Genomic DNA, 22,238 nt, shown 5'->3' with positions numbered 1-22,238 from the left:
GGAGGGAAAGATGACGACAATTGAAGCCGGCGAAGCGAACCGGCTGAGGAAGAACAGCCTTGGCGTTGGCGCCATCACCTTCATGGTGATCTCGGCAGCGGCGCCTCTGACGGCTGTGGCCGGCGGCACGCCTCTCGGCATGCTGATGGGCAATGGCGCGGGCTTTGCCGGCACTTATCTCATCGTGACGCTGCTGCTGCTGTTGTTCGCGGTCGGCTATGTCGCCATGTCGCGCCATGTCGGCAATGCAGGCGCCTTCTATGCCTATGCGGCGCGCGGGCTCGGCGGTCTCGCCGGCGGCGCCACGGCGCTGATCGCAATCCTGTCCTACAATGCCATGCAGATCGGCGTCATGGGCCTTCTCGGTGCCGCGACCGCCGGGCTGTTCGCCGGTTGGGGCATGAACTTGCCCTGGTGGGTGTGGAGTTTCATCGCCATCGCCATCGTCGCCGTGCTCGGCTACAGGCAGGTCGACCTGTCGGCCAAGATCCTGACCGTTCTGGTGCTTGCCGAATACGTCGTGGTGCTGATCCTCGACCTGGCGATCATCAAGACCGGAGGCGATAGTGGACTGTCCGCGGCGCCGTTCAGTTGGAGCCAGATCACCAGCGGCGCGCCGGCGATCGCCATTCTGTTCTGCTTTGCCGCGTTCATCGGCTTCGAGGCAACCACGATCTATGCCGAAGAGGCGCGCGACCCCAAGGTCACCATTCCCCGCGCCACCTATTTCTCCGTCATCCTGATCGGCGTCTTCTACATGGTCACCGCATGGCTGATGGCGGTCGGCGCTGGCGTAGACAAGCTGATGCCGGATTTGCAGGGGCTTCAGGACCCGACCACCTTCCTCTTCGGCCTGTCGGACCGCTACGCCGGAACGATGCTCTCGCACGCCATGAGCATCCTGTTCGTGTCGAGCCTTTTCGCGGGCGTGCTGGCGTTCCACAATGCGGTCGCCCGCTACATCTACGTTTCCGGCCGCGAGAAGCTCCTGCCGCAGACCATCGGCGTGACCCATTCGACGCACCAGAGCCCGCATGTCGCCTCGGTCATCCAGAGCGTGCTTGCCGCCGTCGTTGTCGGGCTCTTCGCCGTGCTCGGCCTCGATCCGGTGCTGGCGCTGTTTTCGTGGCTGACCAATGTCGCCACCCTCGGCGTCATCGTGATGATGGCGGTGGCCTCGCTCGCCGTCGTGATGTACTTCCGCGCCAATCCCTCCAGTCAGGAGAACGCATTGAACACCACCATCCTGCCGGGGCTGACCTTCATCGCCTTCGTCATCATAATCTACCTGATCGTCATCAACTTCGGCAGCCTGTCCGGTGCTGGCGGGTTCCTTGGCGTGTTCCTGCCTTTGTTGGTGCTGATCGCGGCCGTGGTTGGCCTTGTGCTCGCGAGTGCATTGAAGAGCTGGGATCCGGTCGCCTTCGCCGAGCTTGGACAGCCTTTGAAGGACTGAGACAAAGAGGGGCGGCGCATGACGCCGCCCCCTTCTTCACCGCAAGGGAGTAGCGGCGTTGAGCTTTGCCGAGAGCATTACCGTCGAGGCGCTGGAAGCCGATCCGTATCCGATCTATGCCGAACTCAGGCGCAGCGCGCCGGTCGCTTTCGTGCCTGCCGTCAATCTCTGGTTCGTCACCCGCTGGAAGGACGTTGAAACGGTCGCGAAATCGCCCGACATCTTCTCCGCCGTCGTCGGGACGTCGCCGGTTGAACGCTCGTTCGGCAAGCCGACCATCCTGACCACCGACGGAGACATCCACAAGGATCTGCGGCAAGGCGTCGACCCGAAATACCGGCCGCGTACCGTCGCCGCCTACGCCGGGGACCTGGTGCGCTCGATCGCCGAACCCTATCTCGACCAGATCGCCGAACGGGGCTCGGCAGAACTGATGGCCGAGTATTTCGAGCCGGTGTCGACGCTCAGCCTGGCGCGCTCGCTCGGCCTCAACGACATCGGCATGCCGACGCTGCGCCGCTGGTTCTACGGCCTCGCGCAGGGCGCGATCAATTTCGAGAACGATCCGAAACGCCAGAAAATCGCCGATGCGATCAGCGCCGAGGTCGGCGCCGCTATCCTGCCGACGCTGGAGAGGCTTGTCGGCGAGCCTGACGACTCCGCCCTGTCGCACATGCTGCATGACGGCATGCCGCAGGGTACGACCCGCGCTATCGACTTCCTGATGCCGAGCATCAAGGTCATCCTGCTCGGCGGCATGCAGGAGCCCGGCCATGGTGCCGGCTCTATACTTGCGGGCCTGCTTTCGCATCCCGAGCAGTTGCGGCGGGTGCTCGATGATCTGGAGACCTTGGTGCCGAAGGCTGTCGACGAGGGTCTGCGGTGGGTCGCGCCCATCGGCACGCAGACGCGCCAGACGACGCGCGCGGTCGAGCTTGGCGGCATGACCATCCCGGCTAGCGCGCCAGTCGCCGCGCTCGTCTCCTCGGCCAGCCGAGACGAAAGCCGTTTCTCCGATCCCGACCGTTTCGACATCCTTCGTGATGAAGGCAACCACGCCGCCTTCGGCTTTGGCCATCATTTCTGTTCTGGTCGTTTTTTCGCGCGCGAACAGATGTGCCTGGCGGTAAGGCTGCTGCTCGAGCGTTTTCCCAATCTCGGCCTGGTGCCAGGCAAGGAACCGGTGTTCCGCGGCTGGGAGTTCCGCGCGCCAACCACATTGCATGTTTCCCTGGGAGACCGTCACCAATGATCAGTCAGAATGCCATCGACACGCTGCGCAAAGTCGAGATCGGCGCGCGGGGCCTTTTCATCGATGGCGCCCAGACCGATGCCATGAAGGGCGCGAAGCTGACGGTAACGTCGCCGATCGACGGCCGCCCCTTTGCCAGCATTGCCGACGGCAACGCCGTCGATGTCGATCGCGCCGTGACGTCGGCGCGCAAGGCGTTCGAGAAGGGCTCGTGGTCGCGCGCCGCCCCCGCCTTCCGCAAGAAGGTTCTGACGAAGCTGGCTGAGCTGGTCGAAAAGCACGTCGATGAACTGGCGGTGCTTGGCGTCCGCGACAACGGCACCGAAATCGGCATGGCCTACAAGGCCGAGCCGCTGTCGGCCGCCGGCACCATCCGCTACTATGCCGAGGCGATCGACAAGATCTACGGCGAGATCGCGCCGACCGCCGACAATGTTCTCGGGCTGATCCACAAGGAGTCGCTTGGCGTTGTCGGCGTCATCGTGCCATGGAATTTTCCGCTGATGATCGGCGCCTGGAAAATCGCGCCGGCGTTGGCCGCCGGCAATTGCGTCGTGGTGAAGCCGCCGGAAATCGCTTCGCTGACGCTGCTGCTGTTGGCGGAACTGGCCAGCGTGGCCGGGCTTCCCGCCGGTGTCCTCAACGTCGTCACAGGCCGAGGCGCGGTCACCGGCGAGGCGCTCGGCCTGCATATGGATGTCGACGCCATCGCCTTCACCGGCTCGGGGCCGGTCGGCCGGCGTCTGCTTGAATATTCGGCGCGTTCCAATCTGAAGCGCGTCTTCCTCGAACTCGGCGGCAAGTCGCCCAACATCGTCTTTGCCGACGCCCCGGACCTGAAGCAGGCGGCGGTCGTATCGGCCAACGGCATTTTTCGCAATTCCGGCCAGGTCTGCGTCGCCGGCTCGCGCCTGCTCGTCCAAGCGTCGGTCTACGACCGCTTCATGGACGAGCTCCTCGCAGCGACCACGCGGCTGAAGGTCGGCGATCCGCTCAATCTGACGAGCGACGTCGGTGCGGTATCAAGCGCCGAGCAGCTGGACAAGAACCTCGGCTTCGTCGAACGGGCGACAGCGGAAGGTGCCCGTCTGGTCTCCGGCGGCGGACGGATCCTGGCTGAAACCGGCGGCAGCTACATGGCGCCGACGATCTTCGAGAACGTGACGCAAGAGATGCAACTCGCCCGCGAGGAGGTGTTTGGGCCGGTGCTCGGCGTGATGCGCTTCAAGACCGAGGAAGAGGCGGTGCGGCTCGCCAATTCGACCGTTTATGGCCTCGCCTCGGCGGTCTGGACCTCGAACCTGTCCACCGCGCATCGCATGGTCCGCGCCATCAACGCCGGCGTCGTGCACGTCAACACCTATGGCGGCGCCGACATCACCGTGCCGCTCGGCGGCGTCAAGCAGTCCGGCTTCGGTCGCGACAAGTCGATGCATGCGCTGGACAAATACACCGATCTCAAAACAGCCTGGATTTCTCTCGGCTGACCGTTTCTCACTAAGCGCTGCCGAGGATGAAATCGGCACAGCGGTCGGCGATCATGATCACCGGGGCGTTGGTGTTGCCACTGATGAGCCTGGGCATGACCGAGGCATCGCAGATCCGCAGGCGCGGCACGCCGCGGACGCGCAACTGCGGATCGACCACGGCACTGTCGTCACTGCCCATCCGGCAGGTTCCCGATGGGTGGTAGACCGTCTTGGCGTGTTCGAGGATGTGGTCGACGATCGCTTGGTCAGGAAGATCGGCGGCTGCGCCCGGCGAAAGCTCCTCCGCCACAATGGCCTGCAGCGCCGGCTGGCGCAGGATGGTGCGGGCGATCTTCATGCCGGCCAGCAGCAAGGCGAGATCGTCCGGATCGGACAGGAAGCCGGTGGTGAAGCGGATCGGATCGGCTGCATCGCGCGAGCGCAGCCTGACCGTGCCGCGCGACTTCGGCCTGAGCACACAAGGATTGATCTCCATGCCGTGCCGCTCGATCGAGCCGTGCTCGGCGCTCTCGATCATCACCGGCAGGACGTGGAACTGGATATCGGGACGGCCGTCGCCATCGGCATCGAAGAAGCCGCCGCTCTCGACCACATTCGAGGTGAGCAGGCCGGTGCGGAACGGCCATGGCGCAGCGCCCGCAGGCCACGGTCCTCGCCAAGCAGCGAGATCGGCTGGCGCGTCAGCGCATAGACGGGGGCCGCGACGTGGTCCTGCAGGTCGCGACCGACCGCGGGCATGTCGCGGATGACGGGAATGCCCAGCGCGGTCAGATGTTCGGCCGGCCCCAGGCCCGACAGCATCATCAGCTTCGGCGTCGCCAGCGCGCCTGATGTGAGGATCACTTCGGCTTTCGCCGTCGCTGTATGGGTCTGTCCGTCCGATGTGGTGTAGGCGAGGCCGCTTGCCGCGCCGTTTTCCAATGTCACGCCGGTGACAAGCGCATCGGTGACGACGGTGAGGTTGGCATTGCCTGCCAACGGCTTCAGGAACACCTTTGCCGCCGATTGTCTTTCGCCATTCGCGGTCGTCGTCTGGTAAAAGCCGACGCCTTCCTGCCTGTCCCCGTTGAAGTCGTCATTGAAGGGATAGCCGGCCTGTTGCGCGGCCCTGACATAGGCCAGAGACAGAGGATGGCGATGGCGGGGATCGGAGACGGGCAGCGGTCCGGTGGTGCCGTGGCGATCGCCGGCCAGCCGCTCGTTGCGCTCCAGCCGCCGGAACACCGGCACTACTTCGTCCCAGCCCCAGCCGGGACAGCCGAGGTCGCGCCAGCCATCGTAATCCTGCGGCTGGCCCCTGATGTAGAGCATGGCATTGATGGACGAGCCGCCGCCCAGCGTGCGACCCTGCGGCACCGGTAGCCGACGGCCGCCGACGCTGGGTTCGGGATCGGATTCGTAGATCCAGCTGCGCGCCGTGCCGATCACCTTGGCGAAGGTAGCGGGCATGTCGATGAAGCGCGAATTGTCGGCCGGCCCGGCTTCGACGATCAGCACGCGCTTGCCGGTATTGACCAGGCGGTTGGCCAGCGTGCAGCCGGCCGAGCCGGCGCCGGCGATGATGTAGTCGTACGCAGCATTCATGGCGTCAGGCGTAGCGCATGATGACGGTCTTGGTCTCGAGATAGCCGTCGATCGCCGCGCGACCGTGTTCGCGGCCGATGCCGGACTGCTTGAAGCCGCCGAAGGGTGCCGCGGGGTCCAGCGTGTTATGCGAATTGACCCACACTGTGCCGGCCTTAAGGCCGTGGACGGCGGTCATCGCCTTGCCCATGTCGCGGGTCCAGATCGAGGCCGACAGGCCATAGCGCGTGTCGTTGGCGATATGGATCGCCTCGTTGAGATCGGCGACCGGCATCGCCGCCACCACCGGACCGAACACCTCCTCACGCGCGATCTCCATGTCGGGCCTGATATTGTGCAGGATGGTCGGCGCGACATAATGGCCCCTGGCCGGCACCGGCCGCGCACCGCTGACGCGTTCGCCGCCGGCCGCAAGGCCGCGCTCGACAAAGCCCTCGACGCTCCTTCGATGCTTGGCCGAGACCAGTGGGTTTATCTGGGCTTCGGCATCGCGGCCGGCGCCCAGTGTCATGCCATCGGCGATCTCGGCCAGCCGCGCCAGCGTGCGGTCATAGATAGACTTTTCGATCAGCAGCCGCGAAGCCGAGGTGCAGACTTGGCCCTGGTTGAAGAACATGCCGAGCCCGGTGACCAGGGGCTCAATGCCTTCTTCCATGTCGGCAAGCAGGATCATCGGCGATTTCGACCCGAGCTCCAGCGTGAAGCGAGCGACGCGGTCAACGGCCGCGTGGCCGACGCGCTTGCCGACTTCCGTCGAACCGGTGAAGGTCAGTTTGTCGATGCCGGGATGACGGATCAGCGCCTCGCCGGTGACGCTGCCACTGCCGGTGACGATGTTGACGACGCCGGGCGGGAAGCCTGAGGCCTCGATCAGTTCTGCGAGCCTAAGCAGGCCGAGCGGCGTTTCCTGCGGCGGCTTCAACACCACGGTGCAGCCGCAGGCGAGCGCCGGCGCGATCTTCCACATGCCGATCAGCAACGGGAAATTCCACGGCACGATGGCGCCGACGACGCCGACCGGTTCCATTATGGTCATCGCTTGATGCCTGGCGCCAGGCGGCACCGGAATGGACACCTGGAAGGTCGAGCCCTCGATCTTGGTCGCCCAGCCGGCATAATAGCGCAGCCAGTCGACGCTGCCGCCGGCGCTCAGCATACGGGCGACACCTAGCGACTTGCCGTTCTCGATGCTTTCGATCTCGGCCAAGAGATCGGCATCGGCCTCGATGGCGTCGGCGAGCTTCAGCATCAGGTTCTGGCGGTCGACCGGCCGCATTGAGGCCCACGGGCCTTCAAGGGCTGCACGGGCAGCACACACTGCCTGGTCGACCAATTCGGGACCGCTCTCGGGCACATGCGCGACGATCTCGCCGGAGGCGGAATCATCGACAGCGAGGCCATTTCCCGCCGAGCCGTCGACAAAGCGGCCATTGATGAAGGGCCGGTGCGGACGCGCCAGGAAAGCGGCGGCAGCAGTGCTGATCGGCGGCACGGTTCTCTCGTTCACGCCATCCTCCTCGATTGCTGGTGAACACGTTTGCATCAGGGTTATGGAGCGTGTCGGCTGGCTTCAAGCCGAAGGCGGCGCGAGTGCGCGCTCAGTCAAAACAAAGTTCCCGTTCGGACAAGACGCCTCGGGACCGACCGGACAAGATCAAGGCTGCATCCGGGCGAGCGTTTTCGCGTGACCCCTTCCTGACGTCAAAGAGGTGTCGGCCATTGAGCGCATTGCTGGGCAATCCGATGGTCACCACTGCTGCGCTGCCGTTCGCGCTCGGCACGGGGATGGCGCTGTTGGCAAGGGTCGCACTGCCGGGATCAATGCTTTCTCTGCTGTGGGCCGCTTTGCTTTTGTTCTTCTATTGGGACACGCTCGGGCCGCCTGTGGTGCCGCCGGTCGCCGCCAGCCAGAAGCTGATCTATCTCGCCTTTGGCGGCATCTTCGTGGGCCTGCTGTCCGAACGCCTGTTGAGCGCTGCCGTTGCGGGCAAGCTTGTCGCCGCCGCGCTTGCGGTAGCCTTGCTGTGGCTTGGCTGGCGCCGCCTTGCCGGCGGTTCACTCGACCTGCAGATGGTCGCCGCCCTCATCGCCGGCCTGTTGGCGATCGCCGGCGCCGCGATGCTGCTGTCCCCGCGGTCCTTGCCATCGTCGTCCGCCGAAGCGCCGTTCCTGGTGCCGGCGGCGATGCTCGCTTATTGCCTGGCCAGCGCCATTATCTCGGTGCTTGGCGCCTCGATCGTCACCGGGCAATTGCTTGGATCGCTCGCCGCGCTCGCCGGCGGCTGGTGTCTTGTCCAGTACATCACAGTGCTGCGCGGAGGCTCCGCCATTGCCTGGAGCAAGGGCACTGAACTGCTGCTTATCTACGCGGCCGCCACCGTGCAGATCCAGGTCGCGCTGCTGGCGCCGAAGGCGAATCCGGTTGCGCTGGTGCTTTCATCCTTGCCGCTGATCGTGGCCACCCTGATGTCCGGTCCGCTGCGGGGCCTTGTTCCCGGCGTCCGGCCGCTGCGGCCGCCGATTGCCGGTCTGCTGATCGCCATACCGGCGATATTGGCCATCCTGACGGCGATCCTATGGGCGCCGCATGGAGCCGCCCTCGGCTTTTCCTGAGCCAAACAACGACAACCAACAATGGGGAGAGTTACGTGACGATTAGAAAACTGACAGCCGCGCTGGCCTTTGCATCGGTGTGCGCATTCGCATCGGCAGCTCATGCCGACACTTACGAGATCGACGGCCAGCACGCCTGGATCACCTTCACCATAAAGCACGGCATCTACGGCATCGCGCATGGCCAGTTCGATGCGGTGAAGGGCGCCATCGTGATGGACAAGGCCGATCCATCGAAAAGCAGCGTCAAGGCCGAGGTCGATGTCGGCTCGGTGCACACCGCCTATGACCAGCGCGACAGCGATTTGAAAGGCCCCGACTTCTTCAACGCCGCCGAATTCCCGGCGATCTCCTTCGAAAGCACCAAGGTCGAGAAGGTCAGTGACAAGACCGGCAAGGTAACCGGCAATCTCACAATCAGCGGTGTGTCCAAAGAGATCACCCTCGACGTGACGCTGATCAACGAGGCGCCGGCGCCGTGGGATGCAACGCTGACCAAGGCGGCGTTCAGCGCCACAGGCAAGGTCAGTACGGCCGACTTCCCGATGTCCAAGGCCGCGGCCGGGTTCGGCCTCGGACCGGATGTCGACATCGTCATGGATTTGGAAGCGGTGAAAAAGTAATTCGGCGAGCGAGTGCCGCGCGCAAGGTCGCGCGGCACTTCATCGGACAGAGCGCAAAGTGCGCACTCAGTCAAACCAAAGTTCTCGCTCGGACAAGACGCAGAATGGCCGATGCCGCACTATTCCCAGCGAAGATCGGCACATAGCCGGCGCGCTTACCAATCGGGATGGAACAATGCGATTTTCGGGAAAGACGGCTTTCATTACCGGCGGCGGCACCGGGATCGGTGCGGCGGTGGCCAGGCGCATGGCGGCCGACGGCGCCAAGGTGGTGCTGATGGGCCGGCGGCGCGAGCCGCTGGAAGCCGTGACCAGGGATATTGGCGGTCTGGTGGTGCAGGGCGATGCCGCCGATCCGAAGGCCGTGCGCGCGGCGCTTGCCGAAGTGCATGAAAAAATCGGACCGGTCGACATCCTCGTCGCCAATGCCGGCGGCCATGGTGTCGGCCCGACGATTTCGATGAGCGACGAAACCTGGAGCCTGGCGACGCGCACCAACCTCGACACCGCTTTCGTCTGCGCCCGCGAATGCCTGCCGGACCTGATCGCGCGGAAGGGAAACATCGTCGTCGTTGCCTCGATCGCCGGGCTGTTTGCCGGCCCGGACGCCGCCGGCTACGTCACCATGAAGCATGCCTGCGTCGGCTTCGGCAAATCGCTGGCGCGCGACTATGGCCGCAAGGGCGTGCGTACCAACATCATCTGCCCGGGATGGGTCTCGACCGACATGGCCGACGAGCAGATGGCGGTGATCGTCGAGAAGCACGGACTTGGCTCGATCGACGATGCCTACCGGCTGGTGACCAGGGACGTCCCTCTCGGCCGGCCGGCGACACCGGAAGAGGTTTCCAACGTCATCTGCTTCGTAGCTTCGAGCGAGGCGGCCATGATGAACGGTTCGATCCTGACCGTCGATGGCGGCGCCACCGTGGTCGACCTACCGACATTAGCTTTCGTCGATTGATTTGGGAGAGTGCGATGAACGACGAGAACAGGCCGGCGGACTGGAAGCATTTCGACGATTTCGCCGCCGGCATCGCCACCAACCGGCTGGCGACGACATCAGCGTTGCGCGGCCAGACCTTCAAGATCACGCTCGATACAGGGCGCACAATCGACCTTGCCTTCACGGCGGCCGACACGGTGGCATGGAGCGAAGGCAGCGAGGCGGGCGCGGACTGGTACGAGGCGCTCGAAGTCGCCGCCAACGTGTTCTTCATCAACATGACCTTCGCCGCTCGGCCGACCGAGGATGAGGCCTACATCATCAACACCAGCACGCGCCGGGTCCTGTCGGTGCGCGAACGGGTGCGCGAAGCAGGCGAAGCGCCCGGCGAGCCGCGCGTCGCGCAGACCTGGTCGGCCGGCGTGCTCGGGGATCCCACTAAGGCGCCGACCGGTGTCAAGCCGGCGCCGACCCGGGACCTGATCGGGCTCACCGCGCACTACACCTACAGTCCCAACCACGTCTACGAGCACATTTATCTGAGCTCCGGACGTTATGGCTGGCAGAACCTCGTCGGCATCCAGCGTGGCCATGGCGACGTCGACCTGGCGACCACCTGGAAGTTTGCCGACAACCAATATGTGTTCGGCTTCCGCGAGTTCATCATCCCGGTCGCCTCGCTGTTCTTCTACAATTGGGACGTCATGCGCTCGACCGGGAAATTCCTCGGCGTGACCAGCCTGGGCAAGGTCGAGAACAAGCCGGCCGGCGCTCACATCGAGAAGAAATCCAGAACCGCCTATGACGAAGGCAAGGCGCCGGTCTAACCGTGCGGGAGAACGCGATGAACAAGAACTACGAAGCGATCAAGGCCCATTACGCCGGTTCCGATGCCAAGGACTTGGCCGCGATGATGGCGCCGATCACCAGCCGCACCGCCTGGACCGAAATGGCGGGCTTCCCCTATGCCGGCACCTATGTCGGCCCCGACGCCATCATAGCGGGGGTCTTCAAGCGCATCGGCGAGGAGTGGGACGGCTACAGGTTGAAGCTCGAAAGACTGGTCGACGGCGGCGCCACCATCGTCGGCATCGGCACCTATTCGGGCACCTACAGGAAGACCGGCAAGCCAATGTCGGCGCGCGTCGTCCATGTCTGGGAGATGGACGACGGTAAAGCCGTGAGTTTCGAGCAGTTCACCGATACCAGGCTGGTCGCGGCAGCGACGGTCTGAGACATGCGGCGGGCGCCGATGCGTCCGGCCGATGAAACAACCTGGGAGGATGCAATGGGAAACAATCTGAAGGCAATGCTGGCGGGCCTTGTGCTGTCGACCGCACTTGCGGCCGGCGGCATAGGGGTCGCGAATGCCGCCGGCGACGAGATCGTCATCGGCGCGCCGATCTCCTTGACCGGGCCGCTGGCTGGCGACGGCAAGGAGCAGAAATGGGCCTATGAGCAAGCGGTGGCCGACATCAACAAGGCCGGCGGCATCATGCTCAAGTCGGCCGGCAAGAAGCTGCCGGTGCGACTCGTCGTCGCCGACGACGAAAGCTCGGAAGGCAAGGTCGCCTCGGCGCTGGAAAACCTCATCAAGGTGCAGAAGGTCGACGCGCTGCTATCGACCCATTCCGGGCCGATGAACATCGCCGGTGCCATCGTCGCCGAGAAATACAAGAAGTTCTACATGATCACCACGGCGTTCCCGTTCGAGTGGCAGCCGTTGAAGCTCAAATATTCGGCCCTCTTCTTCTTCCACCCGGGGCCGGGCGCCGAGGTGCCATTCGAGATCTGGAACAAGCTGCCGGCCAATGAGAAGCCGAAGAACCCGGCACTTGTCACCGAGGATTCGCCCGACGGCAAGGGCTTTGGCGGCGCCTTCGAGGCGGCGGCCAAGAAATATGGCTACGCTTTCGCGGTCGACGATCCCTGGGCAATCGGGGCCACCGACTATTCGGCGCTGATCACCAAGCTCAAGGCCGCCAACGTCGACGCCATGTTGGTGTTCGGCTCGCCGGCCGACACGGTGACGCTGCTGCGCCAGATGAAGGAGCTCGGCTTCTCCGTGCCTTATCTGCATGGCTGGAAGGGCACCTGGACGGGCGAGTTCCACGAAGCGCTCGGAGCGGATTCGGACTACATCATGACCGACGGTTTCTGGTCGTCGAGCTATCCCTATCGCGGCGCCAAGGAACTCGGCGATCGCTACGAGGCCGAATTCAAGAAGGACTCCGTCACAGTCGGCGCCTTCTACGCTAATGCGCAGGTGCTGGCGCAGGCGATCGAAAAGGCGGGAACCACCGATGCCGCCGCGCTGCATGACGCGATCTTCAACCAGGAATTCAAGGACACCGTCGTCGGCGATCTCAAATTCGACCAGACCGGCTTTGCCCTGATCCCCAGCGTTGCCACGCAATGGTGGCAAGGCAAGCACCAGCTGATCTTCCCCAATGGCAGCTGGACCTACAAGCCGGCGCCGGCGTGGGACAAGCGCTGAGCGGCGAGGGTACGGGCTCCGACGTTGCCGCCTGCCCCTTCTTCCCGTCCTACTCGGGGAGAAGGGGCAGGCGATGAGGGCGGCGCTGACCTCGATAGATTGCATGGACAGCTTCCCCTGGAGAAACGGAAACACACGATGCAGCCTGACGAAACCTTGCTTCGCCTCGAGGCGATCCAGAAGCGGTTTGGCGGGCTTGTCGTGCTCAACAACATCGACATCGCCGTCGGAGCCAATGAGCTGATCGGGCTGATTGGTCCCAACGGCGCCGGCAAGTCGACACTGTTCAACGTAATTACCGCGCTCTACACCCCAACCCAGGGCCGTATCCGCTTCCGTGGCGAGGACATCACCGGCACGGCCCCACATCGCATCTGCCGGCTCGGCATTGCCCGCACCTTCCAGCTGGTGCGCACGTTCCTGACCATGACGGCATTCGAGAACATCATGGTCGGGGCTGTCTATGGCTCGGGCGGCCGCGTCAAGCATGCGACGGCAGCCGCCGAAGAGGCCCTTGAACTGGTCGGGTTGACCGCCAAGCGCGATGTCCGCACCGCGCATATGACGCTGTCCGACCGGCGACTGCTGGAGATCGCGCGAGCCGTCGCCTCCAGCCCGGGGCTGCTGTTGCTGGACGAACCGATGGCGGGGCTGAACCCGACCGAGATCCAGCGCACGGTCGATGTCATCCGCCGCGTGCGCACAGACAAGGGGGTCTCGATCCTGTGGGTAGAGCACAAGGTCGATGCCATCATGAAAGTGTGCAGCCGAGTAATCGTGCTGGACCATGGCGAGAAGATCGCCGACGGAACGCCGCGCGAGATCGTCGCCAACCGCAAAGTGATAGAGGCCTATCTTGGCGAACCGACTGCTTGAAGCGAACAATGTGGAAGTCGCCTATGGCGACGTCGGCGCGCTGTGGGGAGTGTCGATCCACGTCGACGCCGGCAGCATCGTCGCCATTGTCGGCGCCAACGGCGCGGGCAAAACGACGCTGCTGAAGACCATCTCCGGTCTGCTGAAGCCGAAGCGCGGCGAGATCTTCCTCTCCGGCGCGCCGCTGGCCGGCAAGGCGCCGGAGGAGATCGCGGCAATGGGCATCGCGCATGTGCCGGAAGGGCGCGGCCTGTTCCGGCAGATGACGGTGCTGGAAAACCTAGAGCTTGGCGCCTTCCAGCCCAAGGTGCGGAAGCACTTCACGCAGTCGCTGGAGAAAGCCTACACGCTGTTTCCGCGGCTAAAGGAGCGGGCAGGGCAGAAGGCCGGTTCGCTCTCCGGCGGCGAACAGCAGATGCTGGCGATCGCGCGCGCCACCATGTCGGACCCATCGCTGCTCATCCTCGATGAGCCGTCGCTGGGGCTCAGCCCGATCGTGGTGCAGCAGATGTTCGCGCTGATCGAGACCTTGCACAAGCAGGGCGTCACCATCCTCCTGGTCGAGCAGAACATCCATCAGGCACTGAAGGTCGCCGACTACGCCTTCGTGCTGAAAACCGGCGAGCTTGCCATGCAAGGCACCGGTGCCGAGCTCATCGCCGATCCCGAAATCCAGAAGGCCTATATGGGCGTGTTGGAGGTGCAATGATGCAGAACATTCCGCCTCCCGAAATCCTGCTGCAGCTGTCGCTCAACGGCGCGCTGGGCGGCGCCATGTACGGCGTTGCGGCGGTGGGTCTCAGCCTCATCTTCGGCACCATGCGGCTGATCTTTCTGGCGCAGGGCGCGATGATCATCCTGTCCGCCTATTTCGTACGGGCGCTGTTCTATGGCATCGGGATCGACCCGTTCGTGTCGCTGCTGATCGTCGTGCCCGTCGGGCTCGTCGTCGGCTGGCTGGTCTACCAAGGCCTGTTTCGCCGCGCGGCGGCAGCGGAGGACCGCAACATCTCGCTCTTGATCGCGGTCGGTCTGATGTTCCTGATCCAGAACCTGATGACGGTTATCTGGGGCGGCAACACCGCGGCCATCGTCACCTCCTACACGGCGAGCGGCATCGAGATTTTGGGCGTGCGCACCTCCTTCACCCGTTCCATGGGCTTTGTGATTGCGCTCGCCGGTACCGGCCTGGTGGTGCTGTTCCTACGCAAGACATTGGTCGGTAAGGCGGTGCGCGCGGCCTCCGAGGACATGGAGTCGGCGACACTGATGGGCATCAGCCCGCACCGCGTCAACGCCATCGCCTTCGCGATCGGCATCGCGCTCGCCGGAGCGGCCGGCGTCGCGGTGGCGACGACATTCCCGTTCAACCCGTTCGCCGGCTTCATCTTCAGCCTCAAGGCGCTGGTGGCACTGGCGCTGGGTGGGATCGGCAATGTCGCGGGCGCACTTGCCGGCGGCATCATCCTCGGCCTGATCGAAGCCTATGTGCAGTATTTCATCTCGGGCGGCTGGACCAACGCCATCGCCTACGGCGTGTTCCTGGCGGTGCTGATGTTCAAGCCGGAAGGCCTGTTCAGCCGGCCCTACAAGAAGGCTTGAGCGTCATGATGAAGAAAGCCTTGCCGAAACAAATCTGGATTGGGATCGCAATTGCCGTGGTCGCGGCCCTCGCGCTGGTGCCGCTCCTGCCCGGCGCGATCGATTCTTATGCCTTCTCGTTCCTGTTCTTCGTTTTCATCTACGCCACTATGGCGCAAGGCTGGAACCTCGTTGCCGGCTTCGGCGGTCAGATCAGCCTCGGCAACCATGCCTTCTTCGGGCTCGGCGCCTACACCATCGCCATCCTGTGGAGCGGCAATTATCTCTGGGGCTCGTTCTATGACGCCTATCCGCGGATCTACTATTTCGACCCGGTGACGATGATGCTGGGCGGGCTGGTCGCGGCCGTCGCCGCCATCATCATCGGCCTGCCATTGCTGTCAAAGCTGCGCGGCGACTATTTCGCGCTCGGCACGCTCGGCTTCGGCGAGATCGTCAAGGTGATGTTCATCAATGGCGGTGATTTCACCGGGGGCGCCTTCGGCGTCGTCGCGCCCGCCGGCACCTTCGATACGCTCTTGCCCCACTATCTGGTCGGGCTCGGCCTGATGGTGGGTACGGCGCTTGCCATCCGCTTGCTGATGCGCTCGCGCTATGGCCTGGCGCTGATCGCCGTGCGCGACGACGAGATGGCAGCTTCGGCCAACGGCATCGACACATTGAGGGTCAAGGTCGCCGCCTTTGCTGGCAGCGCCTTTATCGCCGGGGTCGCCGGCAGCCTCTACACCTACTACATCTTCCATGTCGGCCCGGACTCCGTCTTCGACCTCGACTGGATGCTTTTGCCGCTGATGATGACGGTGGTCGGTGGCACCGGTACTCTGCTCGGCCCGATCCTCGGCGCCTTCGTCATGTACGCGGTGTTCGACCTGGCGCGCATAGTAGTGCCGGATTATCACCCGGTGATTTCGGGGCTGACCATCATCTTGGCAATGCTGTTCTTGCCGAAGGGGCTGATGCGGAGTTTTGCGGGCAGGGCGCGGACGGCTTGAGGTCTGGGTACAGCCCTATCGAACTGGGTACCGCCGACAGTTGAAACGCAAGCGCTGCAAGTCGGGAGTGAGAGCCCTCCAAAAATGATGAAAGGTGAGGATACAATGTGCCTCATATATGGGCGCAAAACAAACTTGGTGCATCCGATAAAGTAGGGCTAACAGCACCTTCCTAATGCACCACCATTCGCACTCGCTCCCGCAAATCTCTCGGCGCCACGTCATACTTGCTTCTGAACGCCCGCGAAAAATGTGCGCTCGAATTGAACCCGCAGGCAAACGCGATTTCCGAGATCGAGACTGAGGCGCGGGCGGGCGACAGCAGCTCCTCCTTGCTGCGCTCCAGCCGCCTATCCCATACGAACCGCTCCAATGTGGTGCCTTCGCCTTCGAAGGCGCGGTGCAGATAGCGGCGGGAGCAGCCCATGTGGCGGGCTATGTCCTCGGCCGACAGGTTTGAGCGCGCCAAGTTGGCGTCGATATAGGCGACGATGCGTTCGCGCAGCGCTTCCAGCGGCGAGCGGCGGAATTCCGGCGCCGTCGGCTTTGCCTGGATCAGTCCGTTGACGAGCTGTATCAGGCTTTCTCCGACACGGCGGCAGCCGGCCTCGTCGAGCTTGTGCGCGGTGCCGATCGCCATCTGCATCAGACCGGAAACAATGTGGGTGAGGCTGTCGTCGTTGCCGGGCAACGGCACCGGCGCCGAGAGCCGCGCCAGCGTCCCGTCGCCGAAGGTCGAGCGCGGCACCTGCAGGATGAGCTGGTCGACATCCGATAGGTTCTGCAGCGAATAGCTGTGCATTGGATCATAGATGATCGCTGCGCGTGGGCCGAGATCGACCGCGACCTCCTGCTGCTCGAACCGGCTGTGGCCGCTGAGCTGCATCAGGATCTTGATCGCATCGGGATCGAAGCTGCGCCAGAAGGTGCGGTCGCTGACGACGAGATGCGACTTGGCCTTGATCTCGGAGAGCCGGCAGGAGCCGAGATGCACGGACACGAGCTTCGGCAGCGACGGCGCCTCGCCGCGCGAGAAACGCTGGCTGATCGGGCCGAACAGCATCCGCGACGCAGATAGGAAAGCCTCGCCGTCGGCGACGCTCACGTGTTGGGCGGTCATAGTCTCCTCCACATTCTCGTTGTTCCCGTCTTGTCGCGGGATTGTGACGCTGCGGCAGCGCCGCGCCATCCTTAACATGATAAGCATCTTTGCCGCAACGGCGGAAGTGCTTCACGACGCGCCGGCCGATCGGACCGAAATCCTGGTATCGGCGTTACTGAAGGGCCCTATGCCGCTGCCATACGGAAAGGCCCGACCTTGCGGCCGAGCCGTCTCAAAGGCGGTACCCGGTCGTCATCGGCGAGATGGTCGTGCACGTCAGCGCGGTGGCCTGTCCGTTCGGTGGCCAAGCACTGGAAGACGCCTTTCATCAGGGCATCCCTGCCGGCACAGGGAAGGCCTTCCCCTCGGAGGACCCCTCATAGGTCCTCCGGATCAGATCGAGATTGGGTCATCTCATCCCCACTTCATCTCGCCCTTGGCGACCTTCGCGCCGATGTCGAGAGCGACGCCCATGCCGAGGCCTGGGAAGCGGGCCTCCATCTCGCTCTTCAGCGCGGCGGCGTCCGCGGCCTTGGCGAGTTCCTGCTCGAAGGCCAGAAGATAGGTCTTGGTGTGTTCGATAGCGGAGATGTCGACCGGCGACTCAGGCGTCATGTGCCCCGGCACGACGACCGCCGGCTTGCGCGCTGCGATCTTGTCGAGATTGGCAATCCAGGCCGCGCGTGATTCCCTGGTCGGGGTGTCGGCGGTCCAAACATGAACGCCGGCGAAGATCAGGACGCCGCCAAGCACCGCGTTCAGCGAGGGCGCCCAGATATAGCGGCGATTAACGAGGCCCTCGGCGGCGACGAACTCCACCGAACGCCCCGAGCGGGTTTCGACCAGCCGTCCCGGTCCAACCGATCGGAAACTGATCTTTGGGCAGCGGAAGTCTGATCGCCGGCTAAATGAGCCAGCTCGCGGCATTGCGCGAAGCGCCTTCGCTCAGCGGATATCCGGGCGAGAGCAGCCGCTCGTTCCGACTGATTTTGCGAGATTATGGCGCAAGGGCATGCCCGATGCATCCGTCGCGGAGATGCAAGGCTAAGGTTCGCCGGTGAGACGCGCTGTGATCAACCGCGCTGCCTTGATTGCTGCCCTGCCCTGTGTGGCTGCGGTCGCGTCGTCGACGCGTGAGACGGGCGAAGCCACCGCCAAGGTGCCGATCGGCTGCCCGTCAGCGCCGAGGATCGCCGCGGCGATGCTGTGCACGCCTTCCTCATAGCCCTGTGCGCTGCGAGAGTAACCGCGCGTGGTGGCAAGCCGTATCGCTTCCACAATCTTGTCCGGCCGCGTCACTGTATGCGGGGTGAACACCTGCAGCGGCTTTTTGAAATAGGCGCCAACTACATCCGGGCTTGAAGCGGCCAAAAAGGCGACGCCGGACGCTGTGCCGTGCAGCGGCAGCACCTGGCCAACATCGACATTGACGCGGTTGGCCTTGGTGGAAAGCTCAACATAGACGGTCAGCAGCGCTCCGGCGCTGAATTCCGACAGATGCACGGTCTCGCCGGTTTCGAGCGAAAGCTCTCGCGCCACAGGCGCCGCGACGCGGACGAAGGGGAAATGTGCGTCGCGAATGCGGGCCAGCCGCGACAGGCCGGCGCCCAGCCGGTAGCGGCGACTCTTCGGCTCCTGCTCGATCAGCCGGTGGTTGGAAAGCGCTACCAGCAGGCGCCTTGCGGTGGCTTTGTCGAGACCGGCCTTGCGGGCGAGGTCGGAGAGGCCGATCTCCGGTTCGCCGAGCGTGAACAGCTCCAGCAACGAAACCGCCTTGCCGACTGTGCTCATTATCGATTCTCCGAGATACTTCGCATGTGAATTAACTTGACAGCAGCCGACCGGCCTTGCAGTCTATAGCATACAAAATATCGGTTCAAATAGTGAACCAGATCGGGAACGAGAGCGCGCGCTAAAATAACCGCGCGGCAGGGAGAGTTAAGCGCTGTGATGGCTGCCAGCAGAAACGATTTGCATTCAACGACCATTGGTGAGCTGCTCGACCGCGAGCAGCAGCGCTTCCGTGACACGCATCCGCGCTCGGCGGCGGCCTGGGAAGAGGGCAAGCAGCATTTCCTCTATGGCGGACCCTCGCACTGGATGCGACGCTGGGCCGGCGGCTTTCCGGTCTATGCCACCACGGCCAGCGGCGCCCATATAAGCGACATAGACGGTCATGACTATGTCGACTTCGCGCTTGGCGACACTGGCGGCATGTGCGGCCACGCGCCGGAGGCGGTGACGCGCGCCGCACTCCGCCAGTTGCAGAACGGCACAACGATGATGCTGCCGACGCAGGACAGCCTGTGGGTCGGCACTGAGCTGCAGCGTCGCTTCGGACTGCCCTACTGGACGCTGACCACCTCGGCCACCGACGCCAATCGCGGCGCCATCCGCATCGCCCGCATGATCACCGGCCGCGACAAGGTGCTGGTCTTTTCCGGCTGCTATCACGGCGGCGTCGAGGAAGCGCATGTCGAGATCCGCGACGGCCGTGTCGGCCTGCGCAACATGATCCATCCCAACGGGGTCGACCATTCGGCGGTATCGAAGGTGGTCGAGTTCAACGATGTCGCCGCGCTCGAAACGGCACTCTCGGCCGGCGACGTCGCCTGCGTGCTGACCGAGCCACTGATGACCAATTTCGGCATGATCCCGGTCGCCGATGGCTTTCATGCAGCACTTCGCGAGATCACCCGCCGCACCGGAACGATCCTCATCATCGACGAGACGCACACGATCTCCAGCGGCCCGGGCGGCTATACCTCTTTGCACGGGCTGGAGCCGGACATTCTGGTCGCCGGCAAGGCCATCGCCGGCGGCATTCCGGCCGGCATCTTCGGCGTCTCGCAGGCGATCGCCGAGCGGTTGTGGGCGATCGTGCCGATGGTCAATCCGCGCGTGCGCCAGTCGGCCCATCTCGGCATCGGCGGCACGCTGGCCGGCAACGCGCTCACCGTAGCCACGATGCGCGCTGTGCTGGAAGAGGTGCTCACGCCCGCCAACTTCGAAATCATGATCGGCAGAGCCTCGCGGCTGGCGGAGATGGCACGTGGCATCATAAACGCCAATAAGCTGCGCTGGCATGTGACGCAGATGGGCGCCCGCGCCGAGATCATGTTCATGCCCGATCCGCCGCGGAACGGCGCCGACGTCATCGCCGGCCGGCGCGGCGATCTCGAGACGCTGCTGCACACCTTCTACATGAACGAGGGCATATTGGTGACGCCCTTCCACACCATGTTCCTGATGTGTCCGGCGACGACCGAGGCCGATGTCGACCGCCACGCCGAGGTCTTCACCCGTTTCGTTGATCTCGTGTGTGGCGCCGGAGTCGTCTGAGCGATGGCGCAACCATTCGACCTCAGCGGCAAGGTGGCGCTGGTGACCGGCGGCGGACGCGGCATCGGTGCCGCGATCGTCACGCGCTTCGCTGAATCCGGCGCTTCGGTCGTCATCGCCAACCGAACCCTTGATGTTGCAAAAGCGCTGGCCGCCGACCTCGCCGCTCGCAAGCTGGACGTACGGGTGGTGCCGTTGGTCGGCCTCGATCGCGCCAGGATCCACGCACTGGTCGGCGACATCGTGCGCCAGGCGGGCCGGCTCGACATCGTCGTCCACAATGCCGGCGGCTGCCCCTGGGCTTCGATCGAGGATCTCGACGAGGACAAGCTCGAAGCGGCGCTTGGGCTCAACCTCAAACCCTGCTTCTGGCTGGCGCAGGCAGTAGCTCCTGTCATGCGCCGCAATGGCTTCGGCCGCATCCTCGTCACCTCCTCGGTGTCGGCGCGCGTGGCGATGGCCGGCGGCGCGCATTACTCGGCCGCAAAGGCCGGCGTCAACGCCTTCATTCGGGGTGCTGCCTTCGAATTCGCGCGCGACGGCATTACCGTCAACGGTATCGAGCCGGGCTTCATAACCAAGCCGGGTAGGGGCACGATGAGCGCGCCGGAAGCTGCCGGGCGCCTCGGCCAACACATCCCCGTTGGCCATCTCGGCGAGGCGGACGACATTGCCTATGCCATGCTCTATCTCGCCTCGGAGCAGGCCAAATACACCACCGGCCAGACGATCGTCGTCGACGGCGGCTCAACGCTGCCGGAAACCGGCTTCGCCGTCGAGCGCCATTGGGGGCTGACATGAGCCGATGCCTCGAAGGCCGCAAAGCCCTGATCACCGGAGCTGCCACCGGAATGGGCCGCGCCACGGCCGAATTGTTCGGCCGGCACGGCGCCGAAGTCATCGCCTTCGGCCTCGGCGGCGAGGCACTGGACGGCGCCGTCAAGGAGAGCGGCGGTGCCGCCGTACGCGGCGATATCACCAGCGCAGACGATGTCGCACGTGCCATCGACGCCTGCGGCGGGTGTCTCGATATCGTCGTCAACGCCGCCGGATTGATGATCCTCGACGAACCGGAGAGCCTGAGCGACGAAACCTGGGCGCGCAGCTTTGCGGTCAATGTGACGGGCGCCATGATGGTCTGCCGCGCCGCACTGCCGCTCATGAAAAAGCGCGGCGGCGCGATCGTCAACATCGCCTCCGTCGGCGCCTTCAACGCCAGCGGCCAAAATGCCGCCTATTCGGCCAGCAAGGCAGCACTCGTCTCCTACACCCGCTCGCTGGCCTTTGCACATGGCCCCGACGGCATCCGCGCCAACGCTGTGGCGCCTGGCTGGGTGCGCACGCCGATGAGCGTCTACGAAATGGAAGTGGCGGCAGCGGCCAACGGCTCGACGCCCGACGAGGAGTTCACCGCGCTCTCCGGCCGCATTGCGCTCAGGCGTGTCGCCGAGCCGGCTGAGATCGCCAACTGCTGCCTGTTCCTGGCTTCCGATGCCGCCTCCTTCGTCACCGGTGCTGTGCTCGTCGCCGACGGCGGCGGCCGTGCGCCAACGCAAAACAGGGCGGTGTGACGCGACCTGACCGACACGCCGTAGACGCGCGCCGCATGGGCTTGGGAAAGACGCCCCTCAATGACCGACAGCGCCATCTCCTCTCGACGCAGCGGCGTGAGACGGGCATTCTTGTGGATGTTCATTCGGACCTCCGGTGAGTGCTGCAGCGTGGTAACTCCAGTCTCCTCGGTCCGGTCCGAATGGACAACCCTCTGAAAGCTCACAGCTAGAGCGGGATGAATTTAGGTTGGGCATAGCCAGCCTCGGTGAAGTAATTTCGGCATTCGGTTGACGTGACCTCGCCGAGGAT

General features: G+C 64.3%; 21 protein-coding genes and 2 pseudogenes. 16 read left to right on the top strand and 7 right to left on the bottom strand.

What is annotated here, in order from left to right; genetic code table 11:
* The first annotated feature begins 10 nt into the window (after positions 1-10).
* The 3 genes from NKI20_RS13945 to NKI20_RS13935 are packed head-to-tail and all read left to right on the top strand — an operon-like array spanning position 11 to position 4,195.
* Positions 11-1,456, top strand: coding sequence for an APC family permease (locus NKI20_RS13945; RefSeq protein WP_352831293.1), 1,446 nt, complete (start codon positions 11-13; stop codon positions 1,454-1,456).
* 58 nt (positions 1,457-1,514) lie between these two features.
* Positions 1,515-2,708, top strand: coding sequence for a cytochrome P450 (locus tag NKI20_RS13940; protein ID WP_352831291.1), 1,194 nt, complete (start codon positions 1,515-1,517; stop codon positions 2,706-2,708).
* The gene (locus NKI20_RS13935; RefSeq protein WP_352831289.1) at positions 2,705-4,195 is read left to right on the top strand and encodes an aldehyde dehydrogenase; all 1,491 of its coding nucleotides are present in this window, start codon (positions 2,705-2,707) and stop codon (positions 4,193-4,195) included. Before NKI20_RS13940 ends, NKI20_RS13935 begins: the two co-directional genes overlap by 4 nt.
* A 10-nt stretch (positions 4,196-4,205) precedes the next feature.
* Here the strand turns inward: NKI20_RS13935 and NKI20_RS13930 are convergent, their stop codons facing one another.
* The 3 genes from NKI20_RS13930 to NKI20_RS13920 are packed head-to-tail and all read right to left on the bottom strand — an operon-like array spanning position 4,206 to position 7,289.
* Positions 4,206-4,790 carry a GMC family oxidoreductase gene (locus tag NKI20_RS13930; protein ID WP_352831287.1) on the bottom strand — a complete coding sequence of 195 codons (585 nt, stop codon included), beginning with the start codon at positions 4,788-4,790 and terminating at the stop codon, positions 4,206-4,208.
* A complete protein-coding gene (locus tag NKI20_RS13925) occupies positions 4,715-5,782 on the bottom strand; it encodes a GMC family oxidoreductase (RefSeq protein WP_352831285.1) in 1,068 nt (355 codons plus the stop codon). Before NKI20_RS13925 ends, NKI20_RS13930 begins: the two co-directional genes overlap by 76 nt.
* A 4-nt stretch (positions 5,783-5,786) precedes the next feature.
* Positions 5,787-7,289 carry an aldehyde dehydrogenase family protein gene (locus tag NKI20_RS13920; RefSeq protein ID WP_352831283.1) on the bottom strand — a complete coding sequence of 501 codons (1,503 nt, stop codon included), beginning with the start codon at positions 7,287-7,289 and terminating at the stop codon, positions 5,787-5,789.
* Positions 7,290-7,501: 212 nt separating this feature from the next.
* On the opposite strand from NKI20_RS13920, the gene NKI20_RS13915 reads away from it, so the two are divergent.
* The 10 genes from NKI20_RS13915 (at position 7,502) to NKI20_RS13870 (ending at position 15,931) form a co-directional block, all read left to right on the top strand.
* Positions 7,502-8,395, top strand: coding sequence for a hypothetical protein (locus NKI20_RS13915; RefSeq protein ID WP_352831281.1), 894 nt, complete (start codon positions 7,502-7,504; stop codon positions 8,393-8,395).
* Positions 8,396-8,430: 35 nt separating this feature from the next.
* Positions 8,431-9,018 (top strand): YceI family protein, encoded by a 588-nt coding sequence (locus tag NKI20_RS13910; RefSeq protein WP_352831279.1) that lies wholly within the window; start codon positions 8,431-8,433, stop codon positions 9,016-9,018.
* A 175-nt stretch (positions 9,019-9,193) separates the two neighbouring features.
* Positions 9,194-9,982, top strand: coding sequence for an SDR family NAD(P)-dependent oxidoreductase (locus NKI20_RS13905; protein ID WP_352831277.1), 789 nt, complete (start codon positions 9,194-9,196; stop codon positions 9,980-9,982).
* A 14-nt stretch (positions 9,983-9,996) separates the two neighbouring features.
* Positions 9,997-10,791 (top strand): MoaF C-terminal domain-containing protein, encoded by a 795-nt coding sequence (locus NKI20_RS13900; protein WP_352831275.1) that lies wholly within the window; start codon positions 9,997-9,999, stop codon positions 10,789-10,791.
* 17 nt (positions 10,792-10,808) lie between these two features.
* Positions 10,809-11,198, top strand: a complete 390-nt coding sequence (locus NKI20_RS13895) for a nuclear transport factor 2 family protein (protein ID WP_352831273.1) — start codon at positions 10,809-10,811, stop codon at positions 11,196-11,198.
* Between the two features lie 54 nt (positions 11,199-11,252).
* A complete protein-coding gene (locus NKI20_RS13890) occupies positions 11,253-12,461 on the top strand; it encodes an amino acid ABC transporter substrate-binding protein (RefSeq protein WP_352831271.1) in 1,209 nt (402 codons plus the stop codon).
* 138 nt (positions 12,462-12,599) lie between these two features.
* Positions 12,600-13,337, top strand: coding sequence for an ABC transporter ATP-binding protein (locus NKI20_RS13885; protein WP_352831269.1), 738 nt, complete (start codon positions 12,600-12,602; stop codon positions 13,335-13,337).
* Positions 13,318-14,046 (top strand): ABC transporter ATP-binding protein, encoded by a 729-nt coding sequence (locus NKI20_RS13880; RefSeq protein ID WP_502898101.1) that lies wholly within the window; start codon positions 13,318-13,320, stop codon positions 14,044-14,046. The genes NKI20_RS13885 and NKI20_RS13880 overlap by 20 nt, the downstream gene beginning before the upstream one ends.
* The gene (locus NKI20_RS13875) at positions 14,043-14,939 is read left to right on the top strand and encodes a branched-chain amino acid ABC transporter permease (RefSeq protein WP_352831267.1); all 897 of its coding nucleotides are present in this window, start codon (positions 14,043-14,045) and stop codon (positions 14,937-14,939) included. The genes NKI20_RS13880 and NKI20_RS13875 overlap by 4 nt, the downstream gene beginning before the upstream one ends.
* Positions 14,940-14,944: 5 nt before the next feature.
* The gene (locus NKI20_RS13870; protein ID WP_352831265.1) at positions 14,945-15,931 is read left to right on the top strand and encodes a branched-chain amino acid ABC transporter permease; all 987 of its coding nucleotides are present in this window, start codon (positions 14,945-14,947) and stop codon (positions 15,929-15,931) included.
* 172 nt (positions 15,932-16,103) lie between these two features.
* Here the strand turns inward: NKI20_RS13870 and NKI20_RS13865 are convergent, their stop codons facing one another.
* From NKI20_RS13865 to NKI20_RS13855, 3 genes and pseudogenes are all read right to left on the bottom strand, one after another.
* A complete protein-coding gene (locus NKI20_RS13865) occupies positions 16,104-17,051 on the bottom strand; it encodes a helix-turn-helix domain-containing protein (protein WP_352831263.1) in 948 nt (315 codons plus the stop codon).
* A 396-nt stretch (positions 17,052-17,447) separates the two neighbouring features.
* Positions 17,448-17,870, bottom strand: a pseudogene (locus NKI20_RS13860) (MBL fold metallo-hydrolase); the annotation flags it as partial.
* 207 nt (positions 17,871-18,077) lie between these two features.
* Entirely contained in the window at positions 18,078-18,824 is a 747-nt protein-coding gene (locus NKI20_RS13855; protein ID WP_352831261.1) for an IclR family transcriptional regulator, read from the bottom strand.
* A gap of 159 nt (positions 18,825-18,983) precedes the next feature.
* Here NKI20_RS13855 and NKI20_RS13850 point away from each other — a divergent pair, with 159 nt between their 5' ends.
* From NKI20_RS13850 to NKI20_RS13840, 3 genes are read left to right on the top strand one after another with little or no spacing between them, the layout of a single operon-like run.
* A complete protein-coding gene (locus tag NKI20_RS13850; RefSeq protein ID WP_352831259.1) occupies positions 18,984-20,375 on the top strand; it encodes a transaminase in 1,392 nt (463 codons plus the stop codon).
* 3 nt (positions 20,376-20,378) lie between these two features.
* Positions 20,379-21,176, top strand: coding sequence for an SDR family oxidoreductase (locus NKI20_RS13845; protein WP_352831258.1), 798 nt, complete (start codon positions 20,379-20,381; stop codon positions 21,174-21,176).
* Positions 21,173-21,946, top strand: coding sequence for an SDR family NAD(P)-dependent oxidoreductase (locus tag NKI20_RS13840; protein ID WP_352831256.1), 774 nt, complete (start codon positions 21,173-21,175; stop codon positions 21,944-21,946). The genes NKI20_RS13845 and NKI20_RS13840 overlap by 4 nt, the downstream gene beginning before the upstream one ends.
* Before the next feature lie 5 nt (positions 21,947-21,951).
* Here NKI20_RS13840 and NKI20_RS13835 read toward each other — a convergent pair.
* A pseudogene (locus NKI20_RS13835) lies at positions 21,952-22,071 on the bottom strand (helix-turn-helix domain-containing protein); the annotation flags it as partial.
* Positions 22,072-22,238: the final 167 nt, after the last annotated feature.

This window comes from Mesorhizobium sp. M0830 (genome assembly GCF_040319965.1).
Taxonomy (GTDB): domain Bacteria; phylum Pseudomonadota; class Alphaproteobacteria; order Rhizobiales; family Rhizobiaceae; genus Mesorhizobium.
This window is presented reverse-complemented; position numbering and strand designations above follow the sequence as displayed.

What these genes read in the sequence shown, in the direction of transcription:
- NKI20_RS13890 (WP_352831271.1), top strand. Translation starts at nt 11,253, where the DNA reads ATGGGAAACAATCTGAAGGCAATGCTGGCGGGCCTTGTGCTGTCGACC.
- NKI20_RS13875 (WP_352831267.1), top strand. Translation starts at nt 14,043, where the DNA reads ATGATGCAGAACATTCCGCCTCCCGAAATCCTGCTGCAGCTGTCGCTC.
- NKI20_RS13925 (WP_352831285.1), bottom strand. Translation starts at nt 5,782, where the DNA reads ATGAATGCTGCGTACGACTACATCATCGCCGGCGCCGGCTCGGCCGGC.
- NKI20_RS13885 (WP_352831269.1), top strand. Translation starts at nt 12,600, where the DNA reads ATGCAGCCTGACGAAACCTTGCTTCGCCTCGAGGCGATCCAGAAGCGG.
- NKI20_RS13900 (WP_352831275.1), top strand. Translation starts at nt 9,997, where the DNA reads ATGAACGACGAGAACAGGCCGGCGGACTGGAAGCATTTCGACGATTTC.
- NKI20_RS13945 (WP_352831293.1), top strand. Translation starts at nt 11, where the DNA reads ATGACGACAATTGAAGCCGGCGAAGCGAACCGGCTGAGGAAGAACAGC.
- NKI20_RS13870 (WP_352831265.1), top strand. Translation starts at nt 14,945, where the DNA reads ATGATGAAGAAAGCCTTGCCGAAACAAATCTGGATTGGGATCGCAATT.
- NKI20_RS13850 (WP_352831259.1), top strand. Translation starts at nt 18,984, where the DNA reads ATGGCTGCCAGCAGAAACGATTTGCATTCAACGACCATTGGTGAGCTG.
- NKI20_RS13840 (WP_352831256.1), top strand. Translation starts at nt 21,173, where the DNA reads ATGAGCCGATGCCTCGAAGGCCGCAAAGCCCTGATCACCGGAGCTGCC.
- NKI20_RS13895 (WP_352831273.1), top strand. Translation starts at nt 10,809, where the DNA reads ATGAACAAGAACTACGAAGCGATCAAGGCCCATTACGCCGGTTCCGAT.
- NKI20_RS13865 (WP_352831263.1), bottom strand. Translation starts at nt 17,051, where the DNA reads ATGACCGCCCAACACGTGAGCGTCGCCGACGGCGAGGCTTTCCTATCT.
- NKI20_RS13935 (WP_352831289.1), top strand. Translation starts at nt 2,705, where the DNA reads ATGATCAGTCAGAATGCCATCGACACGCTGCGCAAAGTCGAGATCGGC.
- NKI20_RS13855 (WP_352831261.1), bottom strand. Translation starts at nt 18,824, where the DNA reads ATGAGCACAGTCGGCAAGGCGGTTTCGTTGCTGGAGCTGTTCACGCTC.
- NKI20_RS13845 (WP_352831258.1), top strand. Translation starts at nt 20,379, where the DNA reads ATGGCGCAACCATTCGACCTCAGCGGCAAGGTGGCGCTGGTGACCGGC.
- NKI20_RS13905 (WP_352831277.1), top strand. Translation starts at nt 9,194, where the DNA reads ATGCGATTTTCGGGAAAGACGGCTTTCATTACCGGCGGCGGCACCGGG.